Source organism: Streptomyces agglomeratus (assembly GCF_001746415.1).
Classification (GTDB): Bacteria; Actinomycetota; Actinomycetes; order Streptomycetales; family Streptomycetaceae; genus Streptomyces; species Streptomyces agglomeratus.
In genome coordinates this window covers 6,496,750-6,522,357 of the sequence record NZ_MEHJ01000001.1, presented here as the reverse complement: position 1 = coordinate 6,522,357, position 25,608 = coordinate 6,496,750, and the positions used below count along the sequence as shown (strand labels likewise).

Annotated in this window: 23 protein-coding genes and 1 pseudogene; 2 read left to right on the top strand and 22 right to left on the bottom strand. The window is 70.7% G+C overall.

Annotated features, from left to right (window positions below; translation table 11 throughout):
* Positions 1 to 18: 18 nt before the first annotated feature.
* The 6 genes from carB to pyrR form a co-directional block, all read right to left on the bottom strand.
* Entirely contained in the window at positions 19 to 3,330 is a 3,312-nt protein-coding gene (carB, locus tag AS594_RS28600) for a carbamoyl-phosphate synthase large subunit (protein WP_069929714.1), read from the bottom strand.
* Positions 3,323 to 4,462 carry a glutamine-hydrolyzing carbamoyl-phosphate synthase small subunit gene (carA, locus tag AS594_RS28595; protein WP_069929713.1) on the bottom strand — a complete coding sequence of 380 codons (1,140 nt, stop codon included), beginning with the start codon at positions 4,460 to 4,462 and terminating at the stop codon, positions 3,323 to 3,325. Before carA ends, carB begins: the two co-directional genes overlap by 8 nt.
* A complete protein-coding gene (locus AS594_RS28590) occupies positions 4,459 to 5,049 on the bottom strand; it encodes a PH-like domain-containing protein (protein ID WP_069929712.1) in 591 nt (196 codons plus the stop codon). Before AS594_RS28590 ends, carA begins: the two co-directional genes overlap by 4 nt.
* Complete coding sequence (locus tag AS594_RS28585) at positions 5,046 to 6,332, bottom strand: dihydroorotase (RefSeq protein WP_069929711.1); 1,287 nt, start codon at positions 6,330 to 6,332, stop codon at positions 5,046 to 5,048. The genes AS594_RS28590 and AS594_RS28585 overlap by 4 nt, the downstream gene beginning before the upstream one ends.
* Before the next feature lie 2 nt (positions 6,333 to 6,334).
* The gene (locus AS594_RS28580; protein WP_069929710.1) at positions 6,335 to 7,321 is read right to left on the bottom strand and encodes an aspartate carbamoyltransferase catalytic subunit; all 987 of its coding nucleotides are present in this window, start codon (positions 7,319 to 7,321) and stop codon (positions 6,335 to 6,337) included.
* Between the two features lie 98 nt (positions 7,322 to 7,419).
* On the bottom strand, positions 7,420 to 7,995 hold the full coding sequence (pyrR, locus tag AS594_RS28575; RefSeq protein WP_069929709.1) for a bifunctional pyr operon transcriptional regulator/uracil phosphoribosyltransferase PyrR: 576 nt from the start codon (positions 7,993 to 7,995) through the stop codon (positions 7,420 to 7,422).
* Between the two features lie 221 nt (positions 7,996 to 8,216).
* On the opposite strand from pyrR, the gene bldD reads away from it, so the two are divergent.
* Positions 8,217 to 8,717: a transcriptional regulator BldD gene (gene bldD / locus AS594_RS28570; RefSeq protein ID WP_069929708.1), complete on the top strand. Its 501-nt coding sequence runs from the start codon at positions 8,217 to 8,219 to the stop codon at positions 8,715 to 8,717.
* 242 nt (positions 8,718 to 8,959) lie between these two features.
* Here bldD and nusB read toward each other — a convergent pair whose 3' ends face one another.
* The 15 genes and pseudogenes from nusB to AS594_RS28495 all read right to left on the bottom strand — a co-directional run bounded on the left by nusB (position 8,960) and on the right by AS594_RS28495 (position 22,470).
* Positions 8,960 to 9,388, bottom strand: coding sequence for a transcription antitermination factor NusB (nusB, locus tag AS594_RS28565; protein ID WP_069929707.1), 429 nt, complete (start codon positions 9,386 to 9,388; stop codon positions 8,960 to 8,962).
* A 2-nt stretch (positions 9,389 to 9,390) separates the two neighbouring features.
* Positions 9,391 to 9,957 carry an elongation factor P gene (gene efp / locus AS594_RS28560; RefSeq protein WP_069929706.1) on the bottom strand — a complete coding sequence of 189 codons (567 nt, stop codon included), beginning with the start codon at positions 9,955 to 9,957 and terminating at the stop codon, positions 9,391 to 9,393.
* A gap of 62 nt (positions 9,958 to 10,019) precedes the next feature.
* Positions 10,020 to 11,126: an aminopeptidase P family protein gene (locus AS594_RS28555; RefSeq protein ID WP_069929705.1), complete on the bottom strand. Its 1,107-nt coding sequence runs from the start codon at positions 11,124 to 11,126 to the stop codon at positions 10,020 to 10,022.
* A gap of 154 nt (positions 11,127 to 11,280) precedes the next feature.
* Complete coding sequence (locus tag AS594_RS28550; protein WP_069935474.1) at positions 11,281 to 12,162, bottom strand: Pro-rich N-terminal domain-containing protein; 882 nt, start codon at positions 12,160 to 12,162, stop codon at positions 11,281 to 11,283.
* Positions 12,163 to 12,282: 120 nt separating this feature from the next.
* Positions 12,283 to 12,723: a type II 3-dehydroquinate dehydratase gene (locus AS594_RS28545; protein WP_069930843.1), complete on the bottom strand. Its 441-nt coding sequence runs from the start codon at positions 12,721 to 12,723 to the stop codon at positions 12,283 to 12,285.
* Positions 12,724 to 12,728: 5 nt separating this feature from the next.
* Positions 12,729 to 13,823 carry a 3-dehydroquinate synthase gene (gene aroB / locus AS594_RS28540; RefSeq protein ID WP_069929703.1) on the bottom strand — a complete coding sequence of 365 codons (1,095 nt, stop codon included), beginning with the start codon at positions 13,821 to 13,823 and terminating at the stop codon, positions 12,729 to 12,731.
* Positions 13,820 to 14,302, bottom strand: coding sequence for a shikimate kinase (locus AS594_RS28535; protein ID WP_069930844.1), 483 nt, complete (start codon positions 14,300 to 14,302; stop codon positions 13,820 to 13,822). Before AS594_RS28535 ends, aroB begins: the two co-directional genes overlap by 4 nt.
* Before the next feature lie 38 nt (positions 14,303 to 14,340).
* Positions 14,341 to 15,525, bottom strand: a complete 1,185-nt coding sequence (gene aroC / locus AS594_RS28530; RefSeq protein ID WP_069929702.1) for a chorismate synthase — start codon at positions 15,523 to 15,525, stop codon at positions 14,341 to 14,343.
* A gap of 128 nt (positions 15,526 to 15,653) precedes the next feature.
* Positions 15,654 to 15,842, bottom strand: a complete 189-nt coding sequence (locus AS594_RS28525) for a hypothetical protein (RefSeq protein ID WP_069929701.1) — start codon at positions 15,840 to 15,842, stop codon at positions 15,654 to 15,656.
* A gap of 44 nt (positions 15,843 to 15,886) precedes the next feature.
* Positions 15,887 to 16,714 carry a shikimate dehydrogenase gene (locus AS594_RS28520; RefSeq protein WP_069929700.1) on the bottom strand — a complete coding sequence of 276 codons (828 nt, stop codon included), beginning with the start codon at positions 16,712 to 16,714 and terminating at the stop codon, positions 15,887 to 15,889.
* A pseudogene (mltG, locus tag AS594_RS28515) lies at positions 16,711 to 18,458 on the bottom strand (endolytic transglycosylase MltG). The gene AS594_RS28520 and the pseudogene mltG overlap by 4 nt, the downstream one beginning before the upstream one ends.
* A gap of 128 nt (positions 18,459 to 18,586) precedes the next feature.
* Positions 18,587 to 19,051: a Holliday junction resolvase RuvX gene (ruvX, locus tag AS594_RS28510; protein ID WP_069929698.1), complete on the bottom strand. Its 465-nt coding sequence runs from the start codon at positions 19,049 to 19,051 to the stop codon at positions 18,587 to 18,589.
* Complete coding sequence (alaS, locus tag AS594_RS28505) at positions 19,051 to 21,720, bottom strand: alanine--tRNA ligase (protein WP_069929697.1); 2,670 nt, start codon at positions 21,718 to 21,720, stop codon at positions 19,051 to 19,053. Before alaS ends, ruvX begins: the two co-directional genes overlap by 1 nt.
* The gene (locus AS594_RS28500; RefSeq protein WP_069929696.1) at positions 21,720 to 22,031 is read right to left on the bottom strand and encodes a DUF6167 family protein; all 312 of its coding nucleotides are present in this window, start codon (positions 22,029 to 22,031) and stop codon (positions 21,720 to 21,722) included. The genes alaS and AS594_RS28500 overlap by 1 nt, the downstream gene beginning before the upstream one ends.
* Before the next feature lie 7 nt (positions 22,032 to 22,038).
* The gene (locus AS594_RS28495) at positions 22,039 to 22,470 is read right to left on the bottom strand and encodes a DUF948 domain-containing protein (RefSeq protein ID WP_069932141.1); all 432 of its coding nucleotides are present in this window, start codon (positions 22,468 to 22,470) and stop codon (positions 22,039 to 22,041) included.
* Between the two features lie 148 nt (positions 22,471 to 22,618).
* On the opposite strand from AS594_RS28495, the gene AS594_RS28490 reads away from it, so the two are divergent.
* On the top strand, positions 22,619 to 24,820 hold the full coding sequence (locus AS594_RS28490) for an ATP-binding protein (RefSeq protein WP_069929694.1): 2,202 nt from the start codon (positions 22,619 to 22,621) through the stop codon (positions 24,818 to 24,820).
* A 27-nt stretch (positions 24,821 to 24,847) separates the two neighbouring features.
* Here AS594_RS28490 and rpsD read toward each other — a convergent pair whose 3' ends face one another.
* Positions 24,848 to 25,462, bottom strand: coding sequence for a 30S ribosomal protein S4 (gene rpsD, locus AS594_RS28485; RefSeq protein WP_028814090.1), 615 nt, complete (start codon positions 25,460 to 25,462; stop codon positions 24,848 to 24,850).
* Positions 25,463 to 25,608: the final 146 nt, after the last annotated feature.

The window sequence follows — 25,608 nt, the reverse complement described above, 5'->3', positions numbered from 1 at the left end:
TGTCCCCCTCCTGTGCCGCTAGACCTCGCGGGCCGCGGTCAGGTGTTCCGCGTGTTCCTGGAGGGAACGCACGCCCACGTCGCCGTGGGTGAGCGCGTCGATGCCCTGGACGGCGGCCGCGAGGGCCTGGACCGTCGTGAGGCAGGGAACGCTGCGGGCCACGGCGGCGGTACGGATCTCGTAGCCGTCGAGCCGGCCGCCGGTGCCGTACGGCGTGTTGACGATGAGGTCGACCTCGCCGTCGTGGATGAGCTGGACGATCGTCCGCTCGCCCTGCGGGCCCTGGCCCTCGCTCTGCTTGCGCACGACGGTGGCGTTGATGCCGTTGCGCTTGAGGACCTCGGCCGTGCCGGAGGTGGCGAGCAGCTCGAAGCCGTGAGCGACCAGCTCGCGCGCCGGGAAGATCATCGAGCGCTTGTCCCGGTTGGCGACCGAGATGAACGCCCGGCCCTTCGTCGGCAGCGGACCGTACGCGCCCGCCTGCGACTTGGCGTACGCCGTGCCGAAGACCGAGTCGATGCCCATGACCTCACCGGTCGAGCGCATCTCCGGGCCGAGGACGGTGTCCACGCCGCGGCCCTGGATGTCGCGGAAGCGGCTCCACGGCATCACGGCCTCCTTGACGGAGATCGGCGCGTCGAGCGGCAGCGTGCCGCCGTCGCCGGTCTTCGGCAGCATGCCCTCCGCGCGCAGCTCGGCGACGGTCGCGCCCAGCGAGATGCGGGCGGCGGCCTTCGCGAGCGGCACCGCGGTCGCCTTGGAGGTGAAGGGGACGGTGCGCGAGGCGCGCGGGTTGGCTTCGAGGACGTACAGGATGTCCCCGGCCATGGCGAACTGGATGTTGATCAGTCCGCGCACGCCGACACCCTTGGCGATGGCCTCGGTGGAGATCCGCAGCCGCTTGATGTCGAAGCCGCCGAGGGTGATCGGGGGCAGCGCGCAGGCGGAGTCGCCGGAGTGGATGCCGGCTTCCTCGATGTGCTCCATGACGCCGCCGAGGTACAGCTCGGTGCCGTCGTAGAGCGCGTCGACGTCGATCTCGATCGCGTCGTCGAGGAAGCGGTCGACGAGGACCGGCCGGGTGGGGCTGATCTCGGTGGACTCCGCGATGTACGAGGACAGGCGCGTCTCGTCGTACACGATCTCCATGCCGCGCCCGCCGAGCACGTACGACGGGCGTACGAGGACCGGGTAGCCGATCTCGTCGGCGATGGCCTTGGCCTCGTCGAAGGTCGTCGCGGTGCCGTGCTTGGGGGCCGGGAGGCCGGCCTCCGCGAGGACGCGGCCGAACGCGCCGCGGTCCTCGGCGGCGTGGATGGCCTCCGGCGGGGTGCCGACGACCGGGACGCCGTTGTCCTTGAGCGCCTGCGCGAGACCCAGCGGGGTCTGGCCGCCGAGCTGGACGATGACGCCCGCGATCGGGCCCGCGAGGGTCTCGGCGTGGACGATCTCCAGCACGTCCTCGAGCGTCAGCGGCTCGAAGTACAGGCGGTCGGAGGTGTCGTAGTCCGTGGAGACGGTCTCTGGGTTGCAGTTGACCATCACGGTCTCGTAGCCGGCGTCGCTGAGCGCGAAGGAGGCGTGGACGCAGGAGTAGTCGAACTCGATGCCCTGGCCGATGCGGTTCGGGCCGGAGCCCAGGATGATCACGGCGGGCTTCTCGCGCGGCGCGACCTCGGACTCCTCGTCGTACGAGGAGTAGAAGTACGGCGTCTTCGCGGCGAACTCGGCGGCGCAGGTGTCGACCGTCTTGTAGACCGGGCGGACCCCGAGCGCGTGCCGGACCTCGCGTACGACGTCCTCGCGCAGGCCGCGGATGTCACCGATCTGGGCGTCGGAGAAGCCGTGGCGCTTCGCTTCCGCGAGCAGGTCCGGGTCGAGCTTCTCAGCGGCGGCGAGGGCGTCCGCGTGCTCCTTGATGAGGAACATCTGGTCGACGAACCACGGGTCGATCTTCGTGGCGTCGAAGACCTCCTCGGGGGTGGCGCCGGCCCGGATCGCCTGCATGACGGTGTTGATGCGGCCGTCCGTGGGGACCTTGGCGATCTCCAGGAGGTCGACCTTGTCGCCCGGGTCGCCGGTGAAGGCGAACTGGCTGCCCTTCTTCTCCAGCGAGCGCAGCGCCTTCTGGAGGGCCTCGGTGAAGTTGCGGCCGATGGCCATGGCCTCGCCCACCGACTTCATGGTGGTGGTGAGGGTGGCGTCGGCGAGCGGGAACTTCTCGAACGCGAAGCGGGGCACCTTGACGACGACGTAGTCGAGCGTGGGCTCGAAGGACGCCGGGGTCTTCTCGGTGATGTCGTTCGGGATCTCGTCGAGCGTGTAGCCGACGGCGAGACGTGCGGCGATCTTGGCGATCGGGAAGCCGGTCGCCTTGGAGGCCAGCGCGGACGAACGCGACACACGCGGGTTCATCTCAATGACGATGATGCGGCCGTCGTCGGGGTTGATCGCGAACTGGATGTTGCAGCCGCCGGTGTCGACGCCGACCTCGCGGATGATCGCGATGCCGACGTCGCGCAGCCGCTGGTACTCGCGGTCGGTCAGCGTCATGGCGGGCGCGACGGTGATCGAGTCGCCGGTGTGCACGCCCATCGGGTCGAAGTTCTCGATGGAGCAGACGACCACGACGTTGTCGTTCTTGTCGCGCATCAGCTCCAGCTCGTACTCCTTCCAGCCGAGGATGGACTCCTCCAGGAGCACCTCGGTGGTCGGCGAGAGCGTGAGGCCCTGTCCGGCGATGCGGCGCAGCTCGTCCTCGTTGTGCGCGAAGCCGGAGCCGGCGCCGCCCATGGTGAAGGAGGGGCGTACGACGACGGGGTAGCCGCCGAGGGTGTCGACGCCGGCGAGGACGTCGTCCATGGAGTGGCAGATGACCGAGCGGGCGGACTCGCCGTAACCGATCTTGGCCTTGACGGCCTCGACGACGCCCTTGAAGAGGTCGCGGTCCTCGCCCTTGTTGATGGCCTCGACGTTGGCGCCGATGAGCTCGACGCCGTACTTCTCCAGCACACCCTGCTCGTGCATGGAGATCGCGGTGTTGAGCGCGGTCTGGCCGCCGAGGGTCGGCAGCAGCGCGTCGGGGCGCTCCTTGGCGATGATCTTCTCGACGAACTCCGGGGTGATCGGCTCGACGTACGTGGCGTCGGCGATCTCCGGGTCGGTCATGATCGTCGCCGGGTTGGAGTTGACCAGGATGACGCGCAGGCCCTCGGCCTTGAGGACGCGGCAGGCCTGCGTGCCGGAGTAGTCGAACTCCGCGGCCTGGCCGATGACGATCGGACCGGAGCCGATGACCAGGACGGACTGGATATCGGTGCGCTTAGGCACGCTGGCCCTCCATGAGCTGTACGAAGCGGTCGAACAGGTACGCGGCGTCGTGCGGGCCCGCTGCTGCTTCGGGGTGGTACTGGACGCTGAACGCGGGCTGGTCGAGGAGCTGGAGGCCCTCGACCACGTCGTCGTTCAGGCAGACGTGGGACACCTCGGCGCGCCCGTACGGGGTCTCGGAGACCTTGTCGAGCGGGGCGTCGACGGCGAAGCCGTGGTTGTGCGCGGTGACCTCGACCTTGCCGGTCGTGCGGTCCTGCACGGGCTGGTTGATGCCGCGGTGGCCGTACTTCAGCTTGTACGTGCCGAAGCCGAGCGCCCGGCCGAGGATCTGGTTGCCGAAGCAGATGCCGAAGAGCGGCGTCTTGCGGTCCAGGACGGCCTTGATGACGGTGAGGTCGACGGTGGACGGGTCGCCGGGGCCGTTGGAGAGGAACACTCCGTCGGGGGCGACGGCGTACACCTGCTCGGCCGTGGTGGTGGCCGGCAGGACGTGCACCTCTATGCCGCGCTCGGCCATCAGGTGCGGGGTCATGCCCTTGATGCCGAGGTCGATGGCGGCGACGGTGAACTTTTTCTCACCGATCGCGGGAACGACGTACGGCTCGTCGGTGGAGACCTCGGCGGCGAGCGAGGCGCCCACCATCTGGGGGGCCTGCTTCACCCGGGCGAGCAGCGTCTGCTCGTCGGCCAGGGCCTCGCCGGAGAAGATGCCGACGCGCATCGCGCCGCGCTCGCGCAGGTGGCGGGTGAGGGCGCGGGTGTCGATGCCGCTGATGCCCACGACGCCCTGGGCGACGAGCTGCTCGTCGAGGGAGCGGGTGGAGCGCCAGTTGGACGGGACGCGGGCGGGGTCGCGTACGACGTATCCGGCGACCCAGATCTTCTTCGACTCGTCGTCCTCGTCGTTCACACCGGTGTTGCCGACGTGCGGGGCCGTCATGACGACGACCTGGCGGTGGTAGGACGGGTCGGTGAGGGTCTCCTGGTAGCCGGTCATGCCGGTGTTGAACACCGCCTCGCCGAAGGTCTCCCCCACGGCCCCATAGGCACGGCCGCGGAAGCTGCGGCCGTCCTCCAGGACGAGTACGGCGGGAGCCTTGGCGGCGGCTCCCCGGGTGGAGATCGTCATCGTGCGGTGCCTTCCGTAGAAATGCTTGAACTGCTTGTCATGGAGTTGATCGCCTCGACCCAGGCCGTGTGCTCGGCCGCGCGGTCGGAGCGGAAGCCGGAGTCGATCAGCTTGTCGCCGTGCTGCCAGGTGACGACCAGCAGGCCGCCCTCGGCGAGGACCTTGCCCGCGATGCCCTTGTCGAGCCGCGCCTCGCGGAGCTGCCCGGCCGGTACGAAGAAGTCGGCCGCCCCGGGGCGTACGACGTCCAGCCCCGCGTCGGTCAGGGTCAGCTCGGCGCGGCTGCGCGTCCCCAGCCCGTGGGCCACGATCCGGTCCAGCCACTGCCCGGCGGTCGTGGAGCCGTGGTACCGGCCGCTCATGCTCAGCTTCGCCTCACCCGGCGCGTCCGGCGCGGCGGGGAGCTCCGGCAGGTCGGACTGGAGGACGGCGCGCCACTTCCAGCCCTGGCGCATCAGCCAGTACACGAGCGCGATGAAGAGCAGCAGCCCGACGACCCAGCCGATGCGGGCGGCCCAGTCGGTCACTTCGGCCGACTTGCGCTCCGCGGCGGCGGCGCCTGCGGCCAGATGGATGAAAGGTGTCACGCCAGATTCCCGTCGACGACCGTTGCGCGGCCCCGCAGCCAGGTGTGGGTGACGCGTCCCGGCAGCTCACGGCCCTCGTAGGGGGTGTTGCGGCTGCGGGAGGCGAAGCCCGAGGGGTCCACGGCTCCACGGTAAGCCGGATCGACCAGCGTGAGGTTGGCGGGCTCGCCTGCCGAGACGGGACGGCCGTGGCCCTCCAGGCGTCCGATGGCCGCCGGGCGGAACGACATGCGGTCCGCGACGCCCGCCCAGTCGAGGAGGCCGCTGTCGACCATCGTCTGCTGGACGACGGACAGGGCGGTCTCCAGACCGACCATGCCCATGGCGGCCGCGGCCCACTCGCAGTCCTTGTCCTCGTGCGGGTGCGGGGCGTGGTCGGTGGCGACGCAGTCGATGGTGCCGTCGGCGAGCGCCTCGCGCAGGGCCATGACGTCGGCCTCGGTGCGCAGCGGCGGGTTCACCTTGTAGACCGGGTTGTACGTGCGGACCAGCTCGTCCGTGAGCAGGAGGTGGTGCGGGGTGACCTCGGCGGTGACGTTCCAGCCCTTGGACTTGGCCCAGCGGACGATCTCCACGGAGCCGGCCGTCGACAGGTGGCAGATGTGGACGCGCGAGCCGACGTGGGCGGCGAGGAGGACGTCGCGGGCGATGATCGACTCCTCGGCGACGGCCGGCCAGCCGCCGAGACCCAGCTCGGAGGAGACGACGCCCTCGTTCATCTGGGCGCCCTCGGTGAGGCGGGGCTCCTGGGCGTGCTGGGCGACGACGCCGTCGAATGCTTTCACGTACTCCAGCGCGCGGCGCATGATCACGGCGTCGTCGACGCACTTGCCGTCGTCGGAGAAGACCTTCACCCCGGCGGCCGAGTCGTGCATGGCGCCGAGCTCGGCGAGCTTCTTGCCCTCCAGGCCGACGGTGACGGCGCCGACGGGCTGCACGTCGCAGTAGCCGGACTCCTTGCCGAGGCGCCAGACCTGCTCGACGACGCCGGCGGTGTCGGCGACCGGGAAGGTGTTGGCCATGGCGTGGACGGCGGTGAAGCCGCCGACGGCGGCGGCCTTCGTGCCGGTCAGGACGGTCTCGGAGTCCTCGCGGCCCGGCTCGCGCAGGTGGGTGTGCAGGTCGACGAGGCCGGGCAGCAGGATCTTGCCCTCGGCCTCGACGACGGTCGCGCCCTCGGCGCTCAGTCCGGTGCCGACCTCGGCGATGGTCTCGCCGTCGATCAGCACGTCCTGCGGCTCGCCGCCCAGTACCTTCGCCCCACGGATCAGGATCTTGCTCATGGCTACTTGTTCTCCTCGGTACGTGCGGGGGTGGGGCTGATGGCGGACTCGTTGCCGCCGAGAAGCAGGTACAGCACGGCCATCCGGGTGGAGACGCCGTTGGCGACCTGCTCGACGGCCGTGCAGCGGTCGGAGTCCGCGACCTGCGCCGTGATCTCCATGCCGCGGTTCATCGGGCCGGGGTGCATGACGATGGCGTGCTCGGGCATCCGGGCCATCCGGTCGCCGTCCAGGCCGTAGCGCCGCGAGTACTCGCGCTCGGTCGGGAAGAAGGCGGCGGTCATCCGCTCTCGCTGCACACGCAGCATCATCACCGCGTCGGACTTCGGCAGCACCTCGTCGAGGTTGTACGAGACCTGGCACGGCCAGTGCTCGACGCCGATCGGGACCAGCGTGGGCGGCGCCACCAGGGTCACTTCGGCGCCGAGGGTGTGCAGCAGGTGGACGTTGGAGCGCGCCACGCGGCTGTGCAGTACGTCGCCGACGATCGTGATCCGGCGTCCGTCCAGGTCACGCCCTATTCCGGCGTCGGGACCGACGAGCCGGCGGCGCATGGTGAAGGCGTCGAGCAGCGCCTGGGTGGGGTGCTCGTGCGTGCCGTCGCCCGCGTTGACGACCGCGCCGTCGATCCAGCCGGAGGTCGCGAGGCGGTAGGGGGCCCCGGAGGCGTGGTGGCGGATGACGACGGCGTCGGCGCCCATCGCCTCCAGGGTCAGCGCGGTGTCCTTCAGCGACTCGCCCTTGGAGACGGACGAGCCCTTCGCGGAGAAGTTGATGACGTCGGCGGAGAGGCGCTTGGCGGCGGCCTCGAAGGAGATGCGGGTGCGGGTCGAGTCCTCGAAGAAGAGGTTGACGACCGTACGGCCGCGCAGGGTCGGCAGCTTCTTGATCGGCCGGTCCGCGACGCGGGCCATCTCCTCGGCGGTGTCGAGGATCAGCACGGCGTCGTCGCGGGTGAGGTCGGCGGCCGAGATGAGGTGACGCTTCATCTGGTGCTCCGTGGTTCGTGAGGGGCGCGTGTGGGGAGGCGGGCAGGAGGGCAGACCGGTGCGCGGGCCCGGGGTGTCCGGGTCCGTACGGGAATGCGCTACTGCTCGCCGGCCGGAGCGGTCTGCTGGAGGCCGAGCAGCACGGCGTCGCGGCCGTCCTCCTCGGAGAGCTGGACCTTGACCGTCTCCCGCAGCGACGTGGGGAGGTTCTTGCCGACGTAGTCGGCGCGGATCGGCAGTTCGCGGTGGCCCCGGTCGACGAGGACCGCGAGCTGCACGGCGCGCGGGCGGCCGATGTCGCCGAGCGCGTCGAGCGCGGCGCGGATCGTACGGCCGGAGAACAGCACGTCGTCCACGAGCACGACGAGCCGGTCCTCGATGCCGTCACCGGGGATGTCCGTACGGGCGAGGGCACGCGCGGGACGCATCCGCAGGTCGTCGCGGTACATCGTGATGTCGAGGGAGCCGACCGGCACCGTGCGGCCGGTGATCTGTTCGAGCCTGGCGGCCAGCCGGCGGGCCAGGAAGACGCCGCGGGTGGGAATGCCGAGGAGCACCACGTCGTCGGCGCCCTTGGCGCGCTCGACGATCTCGTGAGCGATGCGGGTCAGTACCCGCTCGATGTCAGGGCCCTCGAGTACCGGGCGCGGAGCATCGGAATTAACCGTGTCCATTGGAAACGGACCTCCTTCTCCGCCTCACGGGACGGACCTTAAAGGACGTCGGAATTGCGTCAACCACGGTACCAGCTGGATTCGAGAGCCCTTGCGGGACCCCCCTCGTAGGTGGTCTGGACCCATTCGGCTTGACGCACCCAAGTAACGCTGCGTAACCTCACAGTGAGTTACCAGCCGCGCGGCGGAGCCGCACGTCGTCAAAGCGTCCGGGGAGCCATATGTCCAGCGAATACGCAAAACAGCTCGGGGCCAAGCTCCGCGCCATCCGCACCCAGCAGGGCCTTTCTCTTCACGGTGTCGAGGAGAAGTCCCAGGGCCGCTGGAAGGCCGTCGTGGTCGGCTCGTACGAGCGCGGCGACCGCGCCGTGACCGTACAGCGCCTCGCCGAGCTGGCGGACTTCTACGGCGTCCCGGTGCAGGAGCTCCTGCCGGGTACGACCCCCGGCGGCGCCGCCGAGCCGCCGCCGAAGCTCCGTCTGGACCTGGAGCGTCTTGCCCACGTCCCGGCCGAGAAGGCCGGCCCGCTCCAGCGTTACGCCGCCACGATCCAGTCGCAGCGCGGCGACTACAACGGCAAGGTCCTGTCGATCCGCCAGGACGACCTGCGCACGCTGGCCGTGATCTACGACCAGTCGCCCTCGGTCCTGACCGAGCAGCTCATCAGCTGGGGTGTGCTCGACGCGGACGCGCGCCGCGCCGTCGCCCACGAGGACATCTAGTCCGGACAGTCCGGGCAACGCCAGCAGAAACGTAACGCCGGGGCCGGCGGAAGATTTCACACTTCCGCCGGCCCCGGCGTTTTTCCGTGGGTTCACGGCGTTCCCCCGCGATTTCCCGCGCTTTTCATCGCTTTCCGGCCGCCGGACCTCCCCGGCTCCGCCCCCGGACGTGACGAAAGGGCCCGCAGTGCGCCGTGAAGCGCGCTGTGGGCCCTTTCAGCCGTCCATCGGCCGAACCGGCGCTATTCGCGCCGCAGATTCGGCTTGAGGTCCTTGAAACGGCCCAGGAGGCCGTTCACGAAGGACGGTGAGTCGTCGGTGGAGAACTCCTTGGCGAGTTGCACCGCCTCGTCGATCACCACCGCGTCGGGCGTCTCGTCCATCCACACCAGCTCGTACGTGCCGAGCCGCAGGATGTTCCGGTCGACGACCGGCATCCTGTCGATCTCCCAGTCGACCGCGTACGTGGCCATGAGGTCCTCGATGCGGTCCGCGTACTGCGCGTACCCCTCGACGAGCTGCATCGTGTACTCGCTGACCGGCGGCTGACGGGTGTCGGTCCTGGCGTGCCGCATCCAGTCCGCGAGGACCGTCTGCACGGACTCACCGCGCTGGTCGGCCTCGAAGAGGATCTGGAAGGCGCGCTTGCGCGCCGTGTTCCGGGCAGCCACGGTTAGCTGTTCACCCGGCCGAGGTAATCGCTCGTGCGGGTGTCGACCTTGATCTTCTCACCGGTGGTGATGAAGAGCGGGACCTGGATCTCGTGGCCGGTCTCCAGCGTGGCGGGCTTGGTGCCGCCGGTGGAGCGGTCGCCCTGGACGCCCGGGTCCGTGTGCTGGACGGTCAGCTCGACGGCGGCCGGGAGCTCGACGTAGAGCACCTCGCCCTCGTGCTGGGCGACGGAGGCGGTAAAGCCCTCGATCAGGAAGTTGGCGGCGTCGCCGACGGACTTGCGGTCGACCATGAGCTGGTCGTACGTGTCCATGTCCATGAAGACGAAGTACTCGCCGTCCATGTACGAGAACTGCATGTCGCGTCGGTCAATGGTGGCCGTCTCGACCTTCACGCCGGCGTTGAAGGTCTTGTCGACGACCTTGCCGGAGAGCACGTTCTTGAGCTTGGTGCGCACGAAGGCAGGGCCCTTGCCGGGCTTGACGTGCTGGAACTCGACGACGGACCAGAGCTGGCCCCCGTCGAGCTTGAGCACCATGCCGTTCTTGAGGTCGTTCGTGGAAGCCACGGTTGCGGAATCTCCTGGACTGAAGGCTGGTGGGACCCAGGGTGCTGGCTGCGGCTCAGGTGCTACAGCGCGAGCAGCTCCTTGGTCGTGATGGTGAGTAGCTCGGGTCCGCCGTCCGCCTCGGGGCGCACGACGAGCGTGTCATCGATCCGGACACCGCCCCGGCCCGGGAGGTGGACCCCCGGTCCGACGGTGACCGGCACACAAGCGTCCAGTTTACCCATGGCCGCAGGTGCCAGCTGCGGGTCCTCCTCGATTTCGAGCCCGACCCCGTGCCCGGTCCGCGGCGCGAGCGCCTCTCCGTGGCCCGCGGCGGCCAGCGGGTGGCGTGCCGCGCGGTCGACGTCACGGCACTCCGCTCCCGGTGCGAGCGCCTCCCGGCCCGCCCTCTGAGCGGCGAATACGACGTCGTACAGCTCGATCTGCCAGTCGGCGGGCGTCGTCCCGATGACGAATGTACGGCCGATCTCACAGCGGTAACCGCGGTAGTTCGCGCCGAGGCAGACCGAGAGAAAATCACCCTCCTCGACCCGCCGGTCCGACGGCCGGTGCCGCCCCAGACCCGCGTTGGGCCCCGTGGCGACCGAGGTGGCGAAAGCGGCGCCGTCGGCGCCGTGGTCGACCAGGCGGCGCTCCAGTTCCAGCGCCAGGTGCCGCTCGGTGCGGCCGACCAGGATCGATTCGAGCAGTTCACCGAGGGCCTGGTCGGTGATCTCGGCCGCGATCCGCAGCGAGGCGATCTCTTCCTCGTCCTTGACGATGCGCAGCTGTTCGACGGCGCCCGCGAGGTCGCCCAGGCGCAGCCCCGGTGCGACCGAGCCGAGCGCCCGGTGCCGGGCGACGGTCAGGTGGTTCTCCTCGACGGCGAGCGACTCCGCGCCGGACGCCGCGGCCGTGCCCGCCGCCGCGACGACGGCGTCGCCGCCGGGCGCCGGCAGGACGGTGATCCGCAGCTGTTCGTCGGGACGGCCGTCGGCGGGGTCGACGGCCGTCGTGCCGGGGCAGATCAGTACGTCCTCGTCAGGACCGAGCAGGAGCACGGCCCCGGGCGGCGCCCCGCCCGCGAGATAGCGGACGTTGGCGGGACGGGAGACCAGTGCGGCGGCGCTGCCGGCGGCGGCGCACCGGTCGCGCAGCCGTCCACGGCGGACCGCATACAGCTCTGACATGTCTTGAGCGTACGAGTGTGTCCGCCGTCCGGCCGGTTCAGCGCGTCCGACCGTGGGGGCGGCCCGACCGTGGGGGCGGCCCGGCCATGGGAGAGCGGCCCGGCCATGGGGCGGCGTCCGTCCGGTCCGCCCGGTGGCCCGGCCGTGCGGCGCGCTACCAGGCGGGCGGGCTGGCTATGGAGCGGGCCAGCACCTCGTCCAGCACCCGGGCCGTGGTCGGCACGTCGTACTGCGAGTTGTCGATGATGGGCAGCCCCGAGCCGTACCAGCCCGCCATCCGGCCGTGGATCCGCGCCACTTCCTCGTCCGACAGCCGCCGGTTGCCGCTGCGCTGGGCGTTGCGCTCCAGGACGATCTCCAGCCCGGGAAGGATCACCACCGGCAGCAGGCCCGGTCCCACATGACGCTTCCAGCCGCCGAGCCCGACGACGGGGCGGTCCGGGAAGACCGCGTCGTCGACGATGCAGGAGATCCCGTTGGCCAGGAAGTTGCGGGCGGCGAAGCCGCAGGTGCGGCGGGCCAGGCGGTACTGGGCCTCGGACTGCTCGTTCCAGCCGGACTGCGGGTCGGCGAACCCCGAGCACACCCATTCGCGTACGTCGTCGAGGCTGATGTGCGCCGTCGGCACCCGGCGGTGCCGCGCCCAGTGCTTCGCGACGGTGGTCTTGCCCGCGCCCGCGGGGCCGATGAGCAGCACCGCCAGCGTCGTACTCCCGGTGTCCGTGGGCGCGGCCGCCGGCGGCGGCGCGGGAACGGGGACCGGGCCGCCGGGCGGCAGCTGGATGTGCCCGGTGGTCTCGCGGGACGGCGGCCGCTGGGCGTGCTGCGGGGCTGTCCGCTCCAGCCGGGCGCCTGCGCGTGCCCGGAGGCGGCGCCGGGGCCTGCGGCGGGTGCGGGGGGCCCTGCGGCGCGGGGGCCCGGCCGGCGGCCCGGCGTGCGGTCCGGCGGGATGGGAGGAGGGGTGCGGGGCGCCGTGCGTCCACCCCGCGGCGGGCCTCTGAGGTGGTGGCAGCGGAGCCCCCACTGCGTGCTGCATCCGGTGCCACTCCGTCTCGTACAGGCGACTCTTGCTCGGCCAGGACGGCCCGGGCCTACCGAAAGGTACCTGCCCCCGCCGTTCTACTGTGAACGGCGGGGGCAGGTCCAGAGTGCCCGGTCAGCCGTCGAGTTCCTCGGCGAGGGCGCGCAGGGCGAGCCGGTAGGAGCCGATGCCGAAGCCCGCGACCGTACCGCTGGCCACGGCGGCGACCACCGAGGTGTGCCGGAACTCCTCGCGGGTGTACGGGTTCGAGATGTGCACCTCGATGAGCGGCGCGGTGCGCTGGGCCGCCGCGTCCCTCATTCCGTACGAGTAATGCGTGAACGCGCCGGGGTTGAGAACGACCGGAATTGACCCGTCCGCGGCCTCGTGGAGCCAGCGGATCAGCTCGCCCTCGTCGTTGGTCTCGCGTACGTCGACATCGAAGCCGAGCTCCTTGCCGAGCCGTCCGCACTCCTCCACGAGCCCCGCGTACGAGGTCGCGCCGTACACATCGGGCTCGCGCGAGCCGAGCCGGCCGAGGTTGGGCCCGTTCAGGACGAGCACCCGCCGCGTCACCCGCGTCACTTGGAGACCTCGCCGTACGCGGCGAGCAGTACCGCCGGGTCCGGGCCTTCGAGCACGGTGGGCTTGGCGAGCCCGTCGAGGACGATGAAGCGCAGCAGATTGCCGCGCGATTTCTTGTCGACCTTCATGGTCTCCAGCAGCTTGGGCCACTGGTCGCCCCGGTAGGTCAGCGGCAGCCCGACCGACTCCAGCACCGTGCGGTGCCGGTCGGCGGTCGCGTCGTCGAGACGGCCCGCGAGACGGCCGAGTTCGGCGGCGAAGACCATGCCGATGGAGACGGCCGCGCCGTGGCGCCAGTTGTAGCGCTCGTTCTTCTCGATGGCGTGCGCGAGCGTGTGACCGTAGTTCAGGATCTCGCGCAGACCGGATTCCTTCAGGTCGTTCGACACGACGTCGGCCTTGACCCGGATGGCGCGCTCGATCAGCTCGGCGGTGCGCGGCCCCTCGGGCGTACGGGCCGCCGCCGGGTCCTCCTCGATCAGGTCGAGGATCACCGGGTCGGCGATGAAGCCCGCCTTGATGATCTCGGCGAGGCCGCTGATGTAGTCGTTGACCGGCAGCGAGTCCAGCGCCGCCAGGTCGCAGAGCACGCCGGCGGGCGGGTGGAAGGCGCCGACGAGGTTCTTGCCCTCGGCGGTGTTGATGCCCGTCTTGCCGCCGACGGCCGCGTCGACCATGCCGAGCACGGTCGTCGGTACGGCGATCCAGCGCACCCCGCGCAGCCAGGTGGCCGCGACGAAACCGGCCACGTCGGTGGTGGCGCCGCCTCCGACCCCGACGATCACGTCCGTCCGCGTGAAGTTGGTCTGCCCGAGCGCCTTCCAGCAGTACGCCGCGACCTCGACGGTCTTGGACTCCTCGGCGTTCGGCAGCTGGATCGCGATGACCTCGTAGCCCTGACCGGCGAGGTCCTCGCGAATGGCCTCACCGGTACCGGCGAGTGCCTCCGGGTGCAGGACGGCGACGCGCTGGGCCCGGTCGCCGATCAGCCCGGGGAGTTCACCGAGCAGTTGCCGGCCGACCAGCACGTCGTAGGGCGCCGTGCCCTCGCTGCCGCCGATCCGGATACGGGTGACTGCCTGCTCCGTCATGCTTCCTTCAATTCGAGTGCGTCGAGGATCGCCTGGGCGACCTCTTCGGGGGTGCGGTTGTCCGTCTCGACCACCGCGTCGGCCACTTCGGCGTACAGATGACGGCGTGATTCCATCAGCTGCTTCCACTGCTGGCGCGGATTGACGGCCAGCAGCGGGCGCGCGGTGTTCAGGCCGACCCGCTTGATCGCCTCGGTCACGTTCATGGACAGGTAGACGACGGGCACCGGCGCCAGGGCCGCCCGGGTGCCGTCGTCGAGGATCGCGCCGCCGCCGAGGGCGAGCACGCCCGTGTGCTCGGCGAGCGCGGCCTGCACGGCCTGCCGCTCCAGCCCCCGGAAATGGGCCTCGCCGTCGTCGACGAAGATCTCGGCGACGGGGCGGCCCTCGGCCTCGACGATGTCGGCGTCCGTGTCCCGGTACGCCACCCCCAGCCGCTCCGCGAGGAGCGCGCCGACGGTGGACTTGCCGACCCCCATGGGGCCGACGAGTACGACGACAGGGCCGCCCGTCGCGCTCACCGGACGACCAGGTTGTCGAGGTAGCTCTGTACGTTGCGCCGGGTCTCGCCCACGCTGTCGCCGCCGAACTTCTCCGCGACGGCGTCCGCGAGGACCAGCGCGACCATGGCCTCGGCCACGATCCCGGCGGCCGGGACGGCGCACACGTCGGAGCGCTGGTGGTGGGCCGCGGCGACCTCACCGGTGGCGGTGTCGATGGTGGCGAGCGCGCGCGGCACGGTGGCGATGGGCTTCATCGCGGCCCGTACGCGCAGCAGCTCACCGGTGGACATGCCGCCCTCGGTGCCGCCGGCGCGGCCGGTGGTGCGGCGTACGCCGTCGGGGGTCGGCACGATCTCGTCGTGCGCCTTGGAACCGGGCACCCGGGCGAGGTCGAAGCCGTCGCCGACCTCGACGCCCTTGATGGCCTGAATGCCCATCAGCGCGGCGGCGAGCCGGGCGTCGAGCCGGCGGTCCCAGTGCACGAACGACCCGAGTCCGACGGGCACCCCGTACGCGAGCACCTCGACCACACCGCCCAGGGTGTCGCCGTCCTTGTGGGCCTGGTCGATCTCGGCGACCATCGCCTTCGACGCGTCGGCGTCCAGGCAGCGCACCGGGTCCTCGTCGAGCCGCGCCTCGTCGGCGGGCACGGGCAGGACGCCGTACGGCGCCTTGGCCGCGGCCAGTTCCACGACGTGGGACACGATCTCGACGCCGGTGGTCTGCTTCAGGTAGGACCGGGCGACGGTGCCCAGCGCGACGCGGGCCGCGGTCTCGCGGGCGCTCGCGCGCTCCAGGACCGGCCGGGCCTCGTCCAGCGCGTACTTCTGCATGCCCGCGAGGTCGGCGTGGCCGGGGCGCGGGCGGGTCAGCGGCGCGTTGCGCGCCAGCTTGGCCAGCTCCTCGGTGTCCACGGGGTCGGCCGACATGACCTGCTCCCACTTGGGCCACTCGGTGTTGCCCACCATGATCGCGACGGGGCCGCCCATGGTCAGGCCGTGCCGTACGCCGCCGAGGAAGGTGACCTCGTCCTGCTCGAACTTCATGCGTGCGCCGCGCCCATAGCCGAGCCGCCGCCGGGCGAGCGCGTCCGCCACCATCTCCGTGGTGACGGGGACACCGGAGGGAAGGCCCTCCAGCGTCGCGACGAGTGCGGGACCGTGGGATTCCCCCGCGGTCAGCCAGCGCAACCTGCTCAACGGTGCTCCTCATGCTCGCGCCTGGAACTGCGACGGCGCGACCGGGTGCGCGGCCCTGGCCCGCCACCCCGATCCTCCCACGACCGGGCGCCCGACCAAGCCGCAGGTCCATCAGACGGACGGCGCGCTCACTCCGCGGGACGCTCCGACCGGATCCGGCGCCCGGTCACCAGGCGCCTCAGCCTGCGTACGCCGTCCCACAGGAGCAGGCCGAGCACGAGCGCTCCGAGGGTGATCCGCAACCACTCCGGCAGGAGGTACAGCGCCAGTTTGAGCACGTCGGGCGCTGCCAGGTGCTGCTCTGCCACCGTGTTCATGATCGCGCTCTCCTCGCCCTGTGACCTGCGGTTCTCCGCGGATCCTACGGGCCGGCGAGGGCGCTCTCACCGGCGGCCCGCATGACGGCGAGCGGCGCGGCGGCGCAGCCCGTCATCCGCTCCACCTGGAGTGCGGCCTGGTGCACCAGCAGGTCGAGGCCGCCGACGACCGAGCCGCCGCGCGCGGACCAGGCGGCGGCGAGCGCGGTGGGCCACGGGTCGTACAGCACGTCGAACAGCGTTCCGGGGCGTTCCGGCACCGCTTGGGCGAGGGCGTCCGTGGTGCCGGCCGGGGTGGTGGCGACGACGAGCGGCGCGTCGAACGCCCGCTCCGCCGCCGCCCAGTGGGCCACGCGTACGTCGACTCCGAGCCGTTCGCCCCACTGCTTCATCTCGTCGGCGCGGGCGGAGCTGCGGACGTACGCGGTGACCGGGCCCGTACACAAGCGGGAGAGCGCGGCGAGCGCGGAGGAGGCGGTCGCTCCGGCGCCGAGGATCGCGGCGGAGTCGACTCTCTCGATGCCGCGCTCGTGCAGGGCGGCGATCATTCCGGGGATGTCGGTGTTGTCGCCGACGCGGCGGCCGTCCTCGGTGAAGACGACGGTGTTGACCGCCTCGACGGAGGCCGCCGTGTCGCTGATCTCGTCGAGCAGCGGGATGACGGCCCGCTTGAGCGGCATGGTCAGCGACAGACCGGCCCAGGACGGGTCGAGCTCCGCGAAGAAGGGCGGGAGCCCGGCCTCGTCCACTTCGAAGCGGTCGTACGACCAGCTGTCGAGCCCGAGTGCCTCGTACGCGGCGCGGTGGAGCACCGGTGAGAGGGAGTGCGCGATGGGCGAGCCGAGGACGGCCGCGCGTCGGGTTGTGCTCACTGTCCTGAGTTCTCCAGCTCGTCCTCGTACTGCTGCCGGTTCTTCTCATGCTCGGCGTTGGTCACCGCGAAGAGAGTCTTGTCCGCCGTGACCGATACGAAGTAGTACCAGGGACCGGGCTTCGGGTTGATCGCTGAATTCAGCGCCTCAGCGCCCGGGTTGCTGATGGCGCCCGGCGGCAGGCCCTTGATGTCGTACGTGTTGTACGGGTCCCTGAGCTGCCGCAGATCGTCGACGGCCCCGATGTCGAGCCTGCTCTCGGCCTTGATGTAGTTGATCGTAGAGTCGAACTCGAGCCGCCCCACCGTCTCGGTGTTGTTGGGCTTGAGCCGGTTGTAGACGACCCTGGAGACCTTGTCGAAGTCGTGCTTGTACTTGCCTTCGACCTGGACGAGGCTCGCCACCGTGATCAGATCCATCGGCGAATTGAGCCCAAGCCTCGTGGCCTCGGCCTCGACATTTGCCGCCTCGTATTTCGCCGCAGCCCGAGTGACCATTTCCTTCAGCATCGACTTGGGCGTCGACTTTCCGCCGATGTCGTAACGCGACGGGTAGAGGAAGCCTTCCAGCGGGTCCTTGATGTCGGGGTCGTCGTTGGCCCATTCGGGCAGACCGAGGTCCTTGAACTCCTTCTCGGCCACGTCCTCCGTGGTACCGGCGTCGAGCTTCAGCTTCTTGTCGATCTCCTCGTAGATCGCGACATTCCGTTGGCCCTCCCTGATAATGAGGGCGTTCAGGTTCGACGGGTTGATCATCAGATCGACGGCCGCCTTGCCCGACATCTCCTTCTTCATCGGGTAGACGCCGGGCTGAATTCCCTGGCTCTTCGGGTTCGCCGTCGCCGCCGAGACGAAGGCGCCCGAGCTCTTGACCACTCCCTTGCGGGCGAGGATGCTGCCGATCTGCCCCAGCCCCGCGCCCTTGGGGACCTCGACCTCGACGGAACCGGTGCCGCTGCCCGTAAAGTCCTCCGGGGCGCCGAACTGGTCCTGGTAGAACTGGTATCCGAAGTAGCCGACGCCGCCGATGCCGCCGACCAGGACCACGGTGACGAAGAGGCACGCCGTACCGTTGCGGCTTTTCTTCTTCTTCGTCTTCCCGCCGCGGCGGTCTCCGCCACGACCGCCCCGGCCGCCCCGCGACTCGCGCGGATCGTCGTCGTAGGCGTCGTCGTCGTGGTCGTCGGCGCCCGTGAAGAAGGGGTGCTGCTCCTCGGCCTCGGTCTCGGGCTCCCATTCGGGGGCCCGGTCCGGCTCGGGGGCGGCGCGGCGCTGGTTCGGGGGCTGCGGCGGGGGTACGCCTCGGGGGCGGCGTAGTAGTCGGGGCCTTCGCCGCCGTAGGCGGGCTGCTGAGCGGCGTACGGGTCGGCCCCCGGGCTCATGCCGTACGGCACGGGCTCCTGCTGCTGGTGAGCGCCCGTGTCCCAGCCGCCGTTGTGCCCCTGACCGTACTGCTGCTGGTCGTTGTAGGGCTGCGGCCGGCCCGGGTGCCCGGGCTGCTGCGGTTGCTGCGGTTGCTGCGGTTGCTGCGGTTGCTGCGGTTGCTGCGGTTGCTGATGCTGCCCGCCGTCGTAGTACGGCTGCTGCGGCTGCGAGTGCTGCGGCTCCTGCTGGTAGTGCTGCGGCTGGCCTCCGTACGGACCCTGGCCCTGTACGGCCTGCTGCCCTGCCCATCCCTGGTCCCCGTACAACGGGTCTTCGGGATGCCACGGTTCGCGGCCTGCGCCCCGGCCATACTCAGTCATGAAACCCCATAGTGTGCCGCGAGGCGGTGGCTGCGTCGCGCGTGGGGGCACGGCATCCGGTCCGCCTCTTCTTTGTGCGGCAGCTGTTCGAACACCGCCGCATCGCGCGGAACGTTACCGTATCGCGATCAGACAACCACTTCGACGCCCTCGCCCGGGGGACGGCCGGAGACCCGTTCGGCCTCCAGAGCGTTCTGAAGGATGACAATTGCCGCCGCCTGGTCGATCACAGATCTGCCCTTCTTGGACTTCACGCCCGAAGCGCGAAGTCCCTGAGTGGCCGTCACTGTGGTCATCCTCTCGTCCACGAGCCGCACCGGGACGGGCGCGATGCCCCCGGCGAGCTCCTGGGCGAACGCCCGCACCTTGACGGCCGCCGGCCCCTCGCCCCCGCTGAGGGAGCGAGGGAGGCCGACCACGACCTCGATCGGTTCGTACTCCTCGACGAGCTGCCTCAGCCGCCGGTGGGCGGCCGGGACATCGCGTCCCGGCACGGTCTCCACCGGCGTCGCCAGCACCCCGTCGGGGTCGCACGAGGCGACCCCGATCCGGGCGTCCCCGACGTCGATCGCGAGACGGCGGCCGCGTCGCATCAGGCGCTCTCGCCGACCGCGCGCTCGACGGCGGCCACGGCGTCGCCGATGGCCTCCGGGTTCTGGCCGCCGCCCTGGGCGACGTCCGGCTTGCCGCCACCGCCGCCGCCGAGGGTCTTGGCGGCCGTACGGACCAGGTCGCCGGCCTTGAGACCGCGCTCGCGGGCGGCCTCGTTGGTGGCGATGACGGTCAGCGGGCGGCCGTTGGCAGTGGTGAAGAGCGCCACCACGGCCGGGCGGTCGGACGGAATGCGGCCGCGCACGTCCAGGACGAGCCGGCGCAGGTCGTCGGCCGAGGTGCCGTCCGGCACCTGACCCGTGACGACCGCGACACCGCGCACGTCCTTGGCGCCCGCGGCGAGACCGGCGGCGGCCTGGAGGACCTTCTCCGCGCGGAACTTCTCGATCTCCTTCTCGGCGTCCTTGAGCTTGGCGAGCATCCCGGAGATCTTCTCCGGCAGCTCCTCCGGACGGCCCTTGACCAGCTCCTGGAGCTGGGCGACGACCGTGTGCTCACGGGCCAGGAAGTTGTACGCGTCGACGCCCACCAGGGCCTCGATGCGCCGCACGCCCGAACCGATCGACGACTCGCCGAGCAGCTTCACCAGACCCAGCTGGGCGGTGTTGTGGACGTGCGTACCGCCGCACAGCTCCTTGGAGAAGTCGCCGATGGTCACGACGCGCACGCGCTCGCCGTACTTCTCGCCGAACTCGGCGATGGCGCCCTGCTTCTTGGCCTCGTCGATCGACATGACCTCGGCCTGGACGTCGAGTTCACGGGCGAGCACTTCGTTGATCTTGTGCTCGACGTCGGTCAGGACGGTGCCCGGCACGGCGTTGGGCGAGCCGAAGTCGAAGCGGAAACGGCCCGGCGCGTTCTCCGAACCGGCCTGGGCGGCGGTCGGGCCGAGCGCGTCGCGCAGCGCCTGGTGCGTGAGGTGCGTGGCGCTGTGGGCGCGGGCGATGGCCCGGCGGCGCTTGAGGTCGATGGCGGCGTAGGCGGAGGCGCCCACGGTCACCTCGCCGACCTGGACCGACCCCTTGTGGACGGAGACGCCCGGGACCGGCTGCTGTACGTCGCGGACCGTGATGACGGCGCCCGTGTCCAGCTTGATCCGGCCGGTGTCGGCCTGCTGGCCGCCGCCCTCGGCGTAGAACGGCGTGCGGTCGAGGATGACCTCGACCTCGTCGCCCTCGGTGGCGGCCGGGGAGGGCAGCCCGTCGACGAGCAGGCCGACGACGGTCGACTCGCCCTCGGTGCGGGTGTAACCGGTGAACTCGGTGGTGCCGGAGCTGTCGGCGACCTCGCGGTAGGCGGAGACGTCGGCGTGGCCGGTCTTCTTGGCCCGGGCGTCGGCCTTGGCCATGTCCCGCTGCTTCTTCATCAGGCTGCGGAAGCCGTCCTCGTCCACGGACAGGCCCTGCTCGGCGGCCATCTCCAGGGTGAGGTCGATGGGGAAGCCCCAGGTGTCGTGGAGCAGGAACGCCTTGTCACCGGAGAGGACCTTGCCACCGGCGGCCTTGGTCTCCGTCACGGCGGTGTCGAGGATGTTCGTGCCGCCCTTGAGGGCCTTGAGGAACGCGGCCTCCTCGGCGACGGCGACGGTCTCGATGCGCCCCCGCTCCGTCAGCAGTTCGGGGTACTGCTGGCCCATGGTCGTGATGACCACGTCGGCCAGCTCGGCCACGACGGGCTGGGTGGCACCCATGAGCCGCATGTTGCGGATGGCGCGGCGCATGATGCGGCGCAGCACGTAGCCGCGGCCCTCGTTGCCGGGGGTGACGCCGTCCCCGATGAGCATCACGGACGTACGGATGTGGTCGGCGACGACGCGCAGGGAGACGTCGGAGCCGTGGTCGGCGCCGTAGCGGACGCCGGTGAGCTCGGTGGCCTTGTCCATGACGACGCGCAGGGTGTCGGTCTCGTACATGTTCTGTACGCCCTGAAGGATCATGGCGAGACGTTCCAGGCCCAGACCCGTGTCGATGTTCTTCGACGGCAGGTCGCCGAGGATCGGGAAGTCGTCCTTGCCCTCGCCGGCGCCGCGCTCGTACTGCATGAAGACCAGGTTCCAGATCTCCACGTAGCGCTCGTCGTTGACCGCCGGGCCGCCCTCTTCGCCGAACTCCGGGCCGCGGTCGTAGTTGATCTCGGAGCACGGGCCGCAGGGTCCGGGTACACCCATCGACCAGAAGTTCGGGCCCATGCCCAGACGCTGGATCCGCTCGGCCGGTACGCCGATGACGTCGCGCCAGATCTGCTCGGCCTCGTCGTCCTCCTTGTAGACCGTGATCCACAGCCGCTCGGGGTCGAGACCGTAGCCACCGTCCGCGACGGAGCTGGTCAGCAGCTCCCACGCGTACTTGATGGCGCCTTCCTTGAAGTAGTCGCCGAACGAGAAGTTGCCGCACATCTGGAAGAACGTGCCGTGGCGGGTCGTCTTGCCGACCTCTTCGATGTCCGGCGTACGCACGCACTTCTGCACGCTGGTGACGCGCGGGGCGGGCGGCTTGACCTCGCCGAGGAAGTACGGCTTGAAGGGCACCATGCCCGCGGGGACCAGCAGCAGGGTCGGGTCGTCCGCGATGAGCGACGCCGAAGGCACGACGTTGTGTCCGCGCTCCTCGAAGAAGCGCAGCCAGCGGCGGCGGATTTCAGCCGACTCCATCAGTGGTCCTCATTCCGGTTGTACGAATGCTTGTTGTGGTCGAGAGCGGCGACGCGTCGGTGCTCGATGACGTGGGGGTCGTTCCGCTCTTCGAGACCGAGGGCTTCGCCGAGTTCGGCTTCGCGCTGCGCCATTCCCGCCCTGACGTCGAGCGCGAACTCCTTGAGCCGGTGACCTGCTTCGACCGCCTTGTCGGCGGCCTGCGCGGCGAGGCTCTCGGGCGTCAGCTGCTTGATCTTGCGGTTGACCTTGGTGGTGGCCCACACACCGGCTGCGGCGCCGGCGGTGAACCAGAAAGTACGGCGGAACATTGCGGCTTCAGCCCTTCCGCTTCCGGCGTCGGGCGGACGGCACGGTCCGGCCGACGATCACAGTGCGACGCGACGGCTGCTCGGACGGAGCGTCCTTGCCGCGTCCCATCGCCCGGCGGACGCCGTACCCGAAGGCCGCGACCTTGACGAGCGGGCCGCCGAAGGTCGATGCGACGGTCGTCGAGAGCGCGGACGCGTTGGAGGTGACTTCCTGGACGTCCGTCGCGATGGCGTCGACCCGGTCGAGCTGGGTCTGCGCCGACCGTACGGTCGCGGACGCGTCCGCCAGCAGCGGGACGGCCTGTTCGGTCACGTCCGCGACGAGCTTGGTCGTCGCCCTGAGCGTCTGGGCCAGCCTCACCAGCACCACGGCGAGGAAAGAGACCAGGATCGCCCAGAAGACGGCCACCAGGATGCCGGCCACCTCTCCACCGGACACTTTGCACCGCTCCCTGCCGTTGAGAAATCTCGTTCTGCGAGCCTATCGCGCCGGGGCTCAGGGTCCGTACCGCATTAGGGGCGCGGGGGGCGGGAGGTGCGCGGGCCGATTGTACGCAGTGCGTACGGATCGGTACGCTCCGTGTTCCATGCGACGCACTCCCCCTCCGGTGTCCCATTCCCCCGCTCACGGCGGTCTCCCGGCCGAGCTGAACCCGTTCGTCGGCCGCCGCGCCGAACTGGCGGAGCTGGGCCGCCTGCTGGAGGACGCCCGGCTGGTCACCGTGACCGGGGTCGGCGGCGTGGGCAAGACGCGGTTCGCCCTGCGCGCCGCCTGCGAACTGAAGGAACGGTACTGCGACGGGGTCCGGCTCACCGAGCTGTCCGCCCTCACGGACCCCGGCCTGCTGGAGCACGCGGTTGTCGAGGCGCTGGGGCTGACGGACCACTCCGGCAAGCCGCCGCGCACGGTGCTGGTGGAGCATCTCGCGGAGCGCCGGCTGCTGCTCGTACTCGACGGCTTCGAGCATCTCGTCGACGCCGTGGCCGGGCTGGTCCGGGAGCTGCTGCGGCGCGCTCCGGAACTGACCGTGCTGGCCACGGGCCGGCTGCCGCTGAGCATCGACGGCGAACAGACCTTTCCCCTGCCGCCGATGCCGGATTCGGAAGCGGTACGGCTCTTCACCGACCGGGCGGCCGCCGGGCAGCCCGGCTTCCGGCTGACGGACGCCAACCGATCCGCCGTGCACGAGCTGTGCCGACGCCTCGACGGGATTCCGCTGGCGCTGGAACTGGCCGCCGGCCGGCTGAGGGCGCTGTCCGTCGAGCAGGTGCTGGAGCGGCTCGACCACCGCTTCCGGCTGCTGACCGGTTCCACCCGGGGCGCTCTGCCCCGCCACCAAACCCTGCGTACCGCGATCGGCTGGAGCCATGAGCTGTGCACTCCGGAGCAACGGCTGCTGTGGGCGCGGCTCTCGGTGTTCGCGGGACAGTTCGACCTGGAGGCGGCCGAGTACGTCTGCGGCGGCCCGGAGCTGCTGGACGACAGGGTGCTCGGCGTCCTCGACGTGCTCACGGATCTGATCGCGCAGTCCGTGGTGATCCGCGAGGACTCCCCGGCCGGGGTCCGGTACCGGATGCTCGACACGGTCAGGGAGTACGGCGCCGACTGGCTGGCGGCCATGGGCGACGCGGAGCGCGTCCGGCGCACGCACCGCGACTGGTACCTCGGGCTGGCGACCTGGTGCGAGCTGGACTGGTTCAGCCCCCGGCAGGCCGAGGTGGCGGCGCGCGTGGACAGTGAACTGCCCAACCTGCGCCGGGCGATGGAGTACTCGCTGGAGCACCCGCGGGACGTACATCTGGGCCAGTACCTGGCGGGCACGCTGTGGTTCTACTGGGTCGGCTGCGGGCACCTGTCGGAGGGCCGGCACTGGCTCGACCACGCGCTGGAGCCGGAGGGCGAGCACGAGGCGCACCGGCTGAAGGCGCTGTGGGTGCTCGGTTACGTGGCCGTTCTCCAGGGCGACGCGATCGGGGCGCTGGCCGCCCTCCAGGAGTGCCGGGAGGGCGCCGAGCTGAGCGGGAACGCCCTCGCGGCGGCTTACGCCGTTCACCGGTCGGGCTGCCTGGCGCTGGTGTCCGACGACATGCCGCGCGCCGAGGAACTGCTGCGGGAGGCGCTCGCCCGCTACGAGGAGATCGGCGAGCTGAACAGCAATGTGCTGATGGCGCGGATCGAGCTGGCGATGGCGGTGGCCTTCCGCGGCGACCTGGCGCACGCCGTGGCCATCTGCGAGGAGGTCACCGAGGTGTGCGAGGACCACGGCGAGCGCTGGGCCCTCGCGTACGCCTTGTACGTCCGGGCCTATGCGGCGTGTACGGACGGCCGGCCGGACCGGGCGCGGGAGCTGCTGGTGGAGTGCCTCGCGATCGACCACGCCTTCAACGACCTGCTTGGCGCGGTGCTGGCTCTGGAACTGCTGGCGCTGGTCACCCTCGACGCCGGTGATCCGGCGGAGGCGGCGGTCCTCCAGGGGGCCGCCGAGCGGATCTGGCCGTCGGTGGGGCTGCCGCTGTTCGGTTCGGCGTACTACAACGCACCGCACTCGCTGTGCGAGGAGCGGGCGCGCGAGCGCCTGGGCGACGGGCGTTACGAGGCGCTCCGGCACGAGGGCGCCGCGCTCGGCCTGGACGCGGCGGTGGCCAGGGCGCTCGAAGGCCCGCGCCGCCCGGCGCCCGGCGCGCCGAAGCCGCGTGCGGCATCGGCGCCGGCCGCGCGCGACAGTGCCCCGCACACGCGCGAGCCCGCCGCCTCCCGTTCCGTACGGAACGAGGAGACGACGGGCTGAGGCGATTGCCCGACTACAGCCGCTGGATCAGCGGGCGTAGTACTCGACGACGAGCTGCTCGTCGCAGATGACCGGGATTTCCTTGCGGTTCGGGTCGCGGTCCAGGCGGAAGGCCAGGGCCTTCAGGTTCACCTGGAGGTAGCGCGGCGTCTCACCGTCGGTGTCGTAGCCACCCTCGCGAGCGACCTGGAAGGGGTGCTTCTCGCGGCTGCGCTCGCGGACCATCACGACGTCGTCGGGACGGACACGGAACGACGGCTTGTCGACCTTGCCGCCGTTGACCTCGATGTGGCCGTGGACGACCATCTGACGGGCCTGGTAGATCGTGCGGGCGATGCCCGAACGAAGGATGAGGGCGTCGAGGCGGCGCTCGAGCTCGATGACCAGGGCCTCGCCGGTCTTGCCTTCGGCCTTCTTGGCGCGGTCGTAGGCGCGGGCCATCTGCTTCTCGCTGATGTCGTACTGGGCACGCAGACGCTGCTTCTCGAGCAGACGGACCTTGTAGTCCGAGTTCTGCTTGCGTCCACGGCCGTGCTCGCCCGGCGGGTAGGGGCGGGCCTCGAAGTACTTGACAGCCTTCGGCGTCAGCGCAATGCCGAGCGCACGGGACTTCTTGACCTTGGGACGCGACTGGTTAGGCACGTTCTCCAGACCTCCGTTGTAGGTTAGGTTAGGCTCACCTTACTCAAGGAGATCGCATGTCTCGCCCGGGGAACACCAGTCACGTCACGGACAACACAAAGAAGGCCGACATCAAGAGTGTCGACGCGACGGAGGTCCGATCAGAT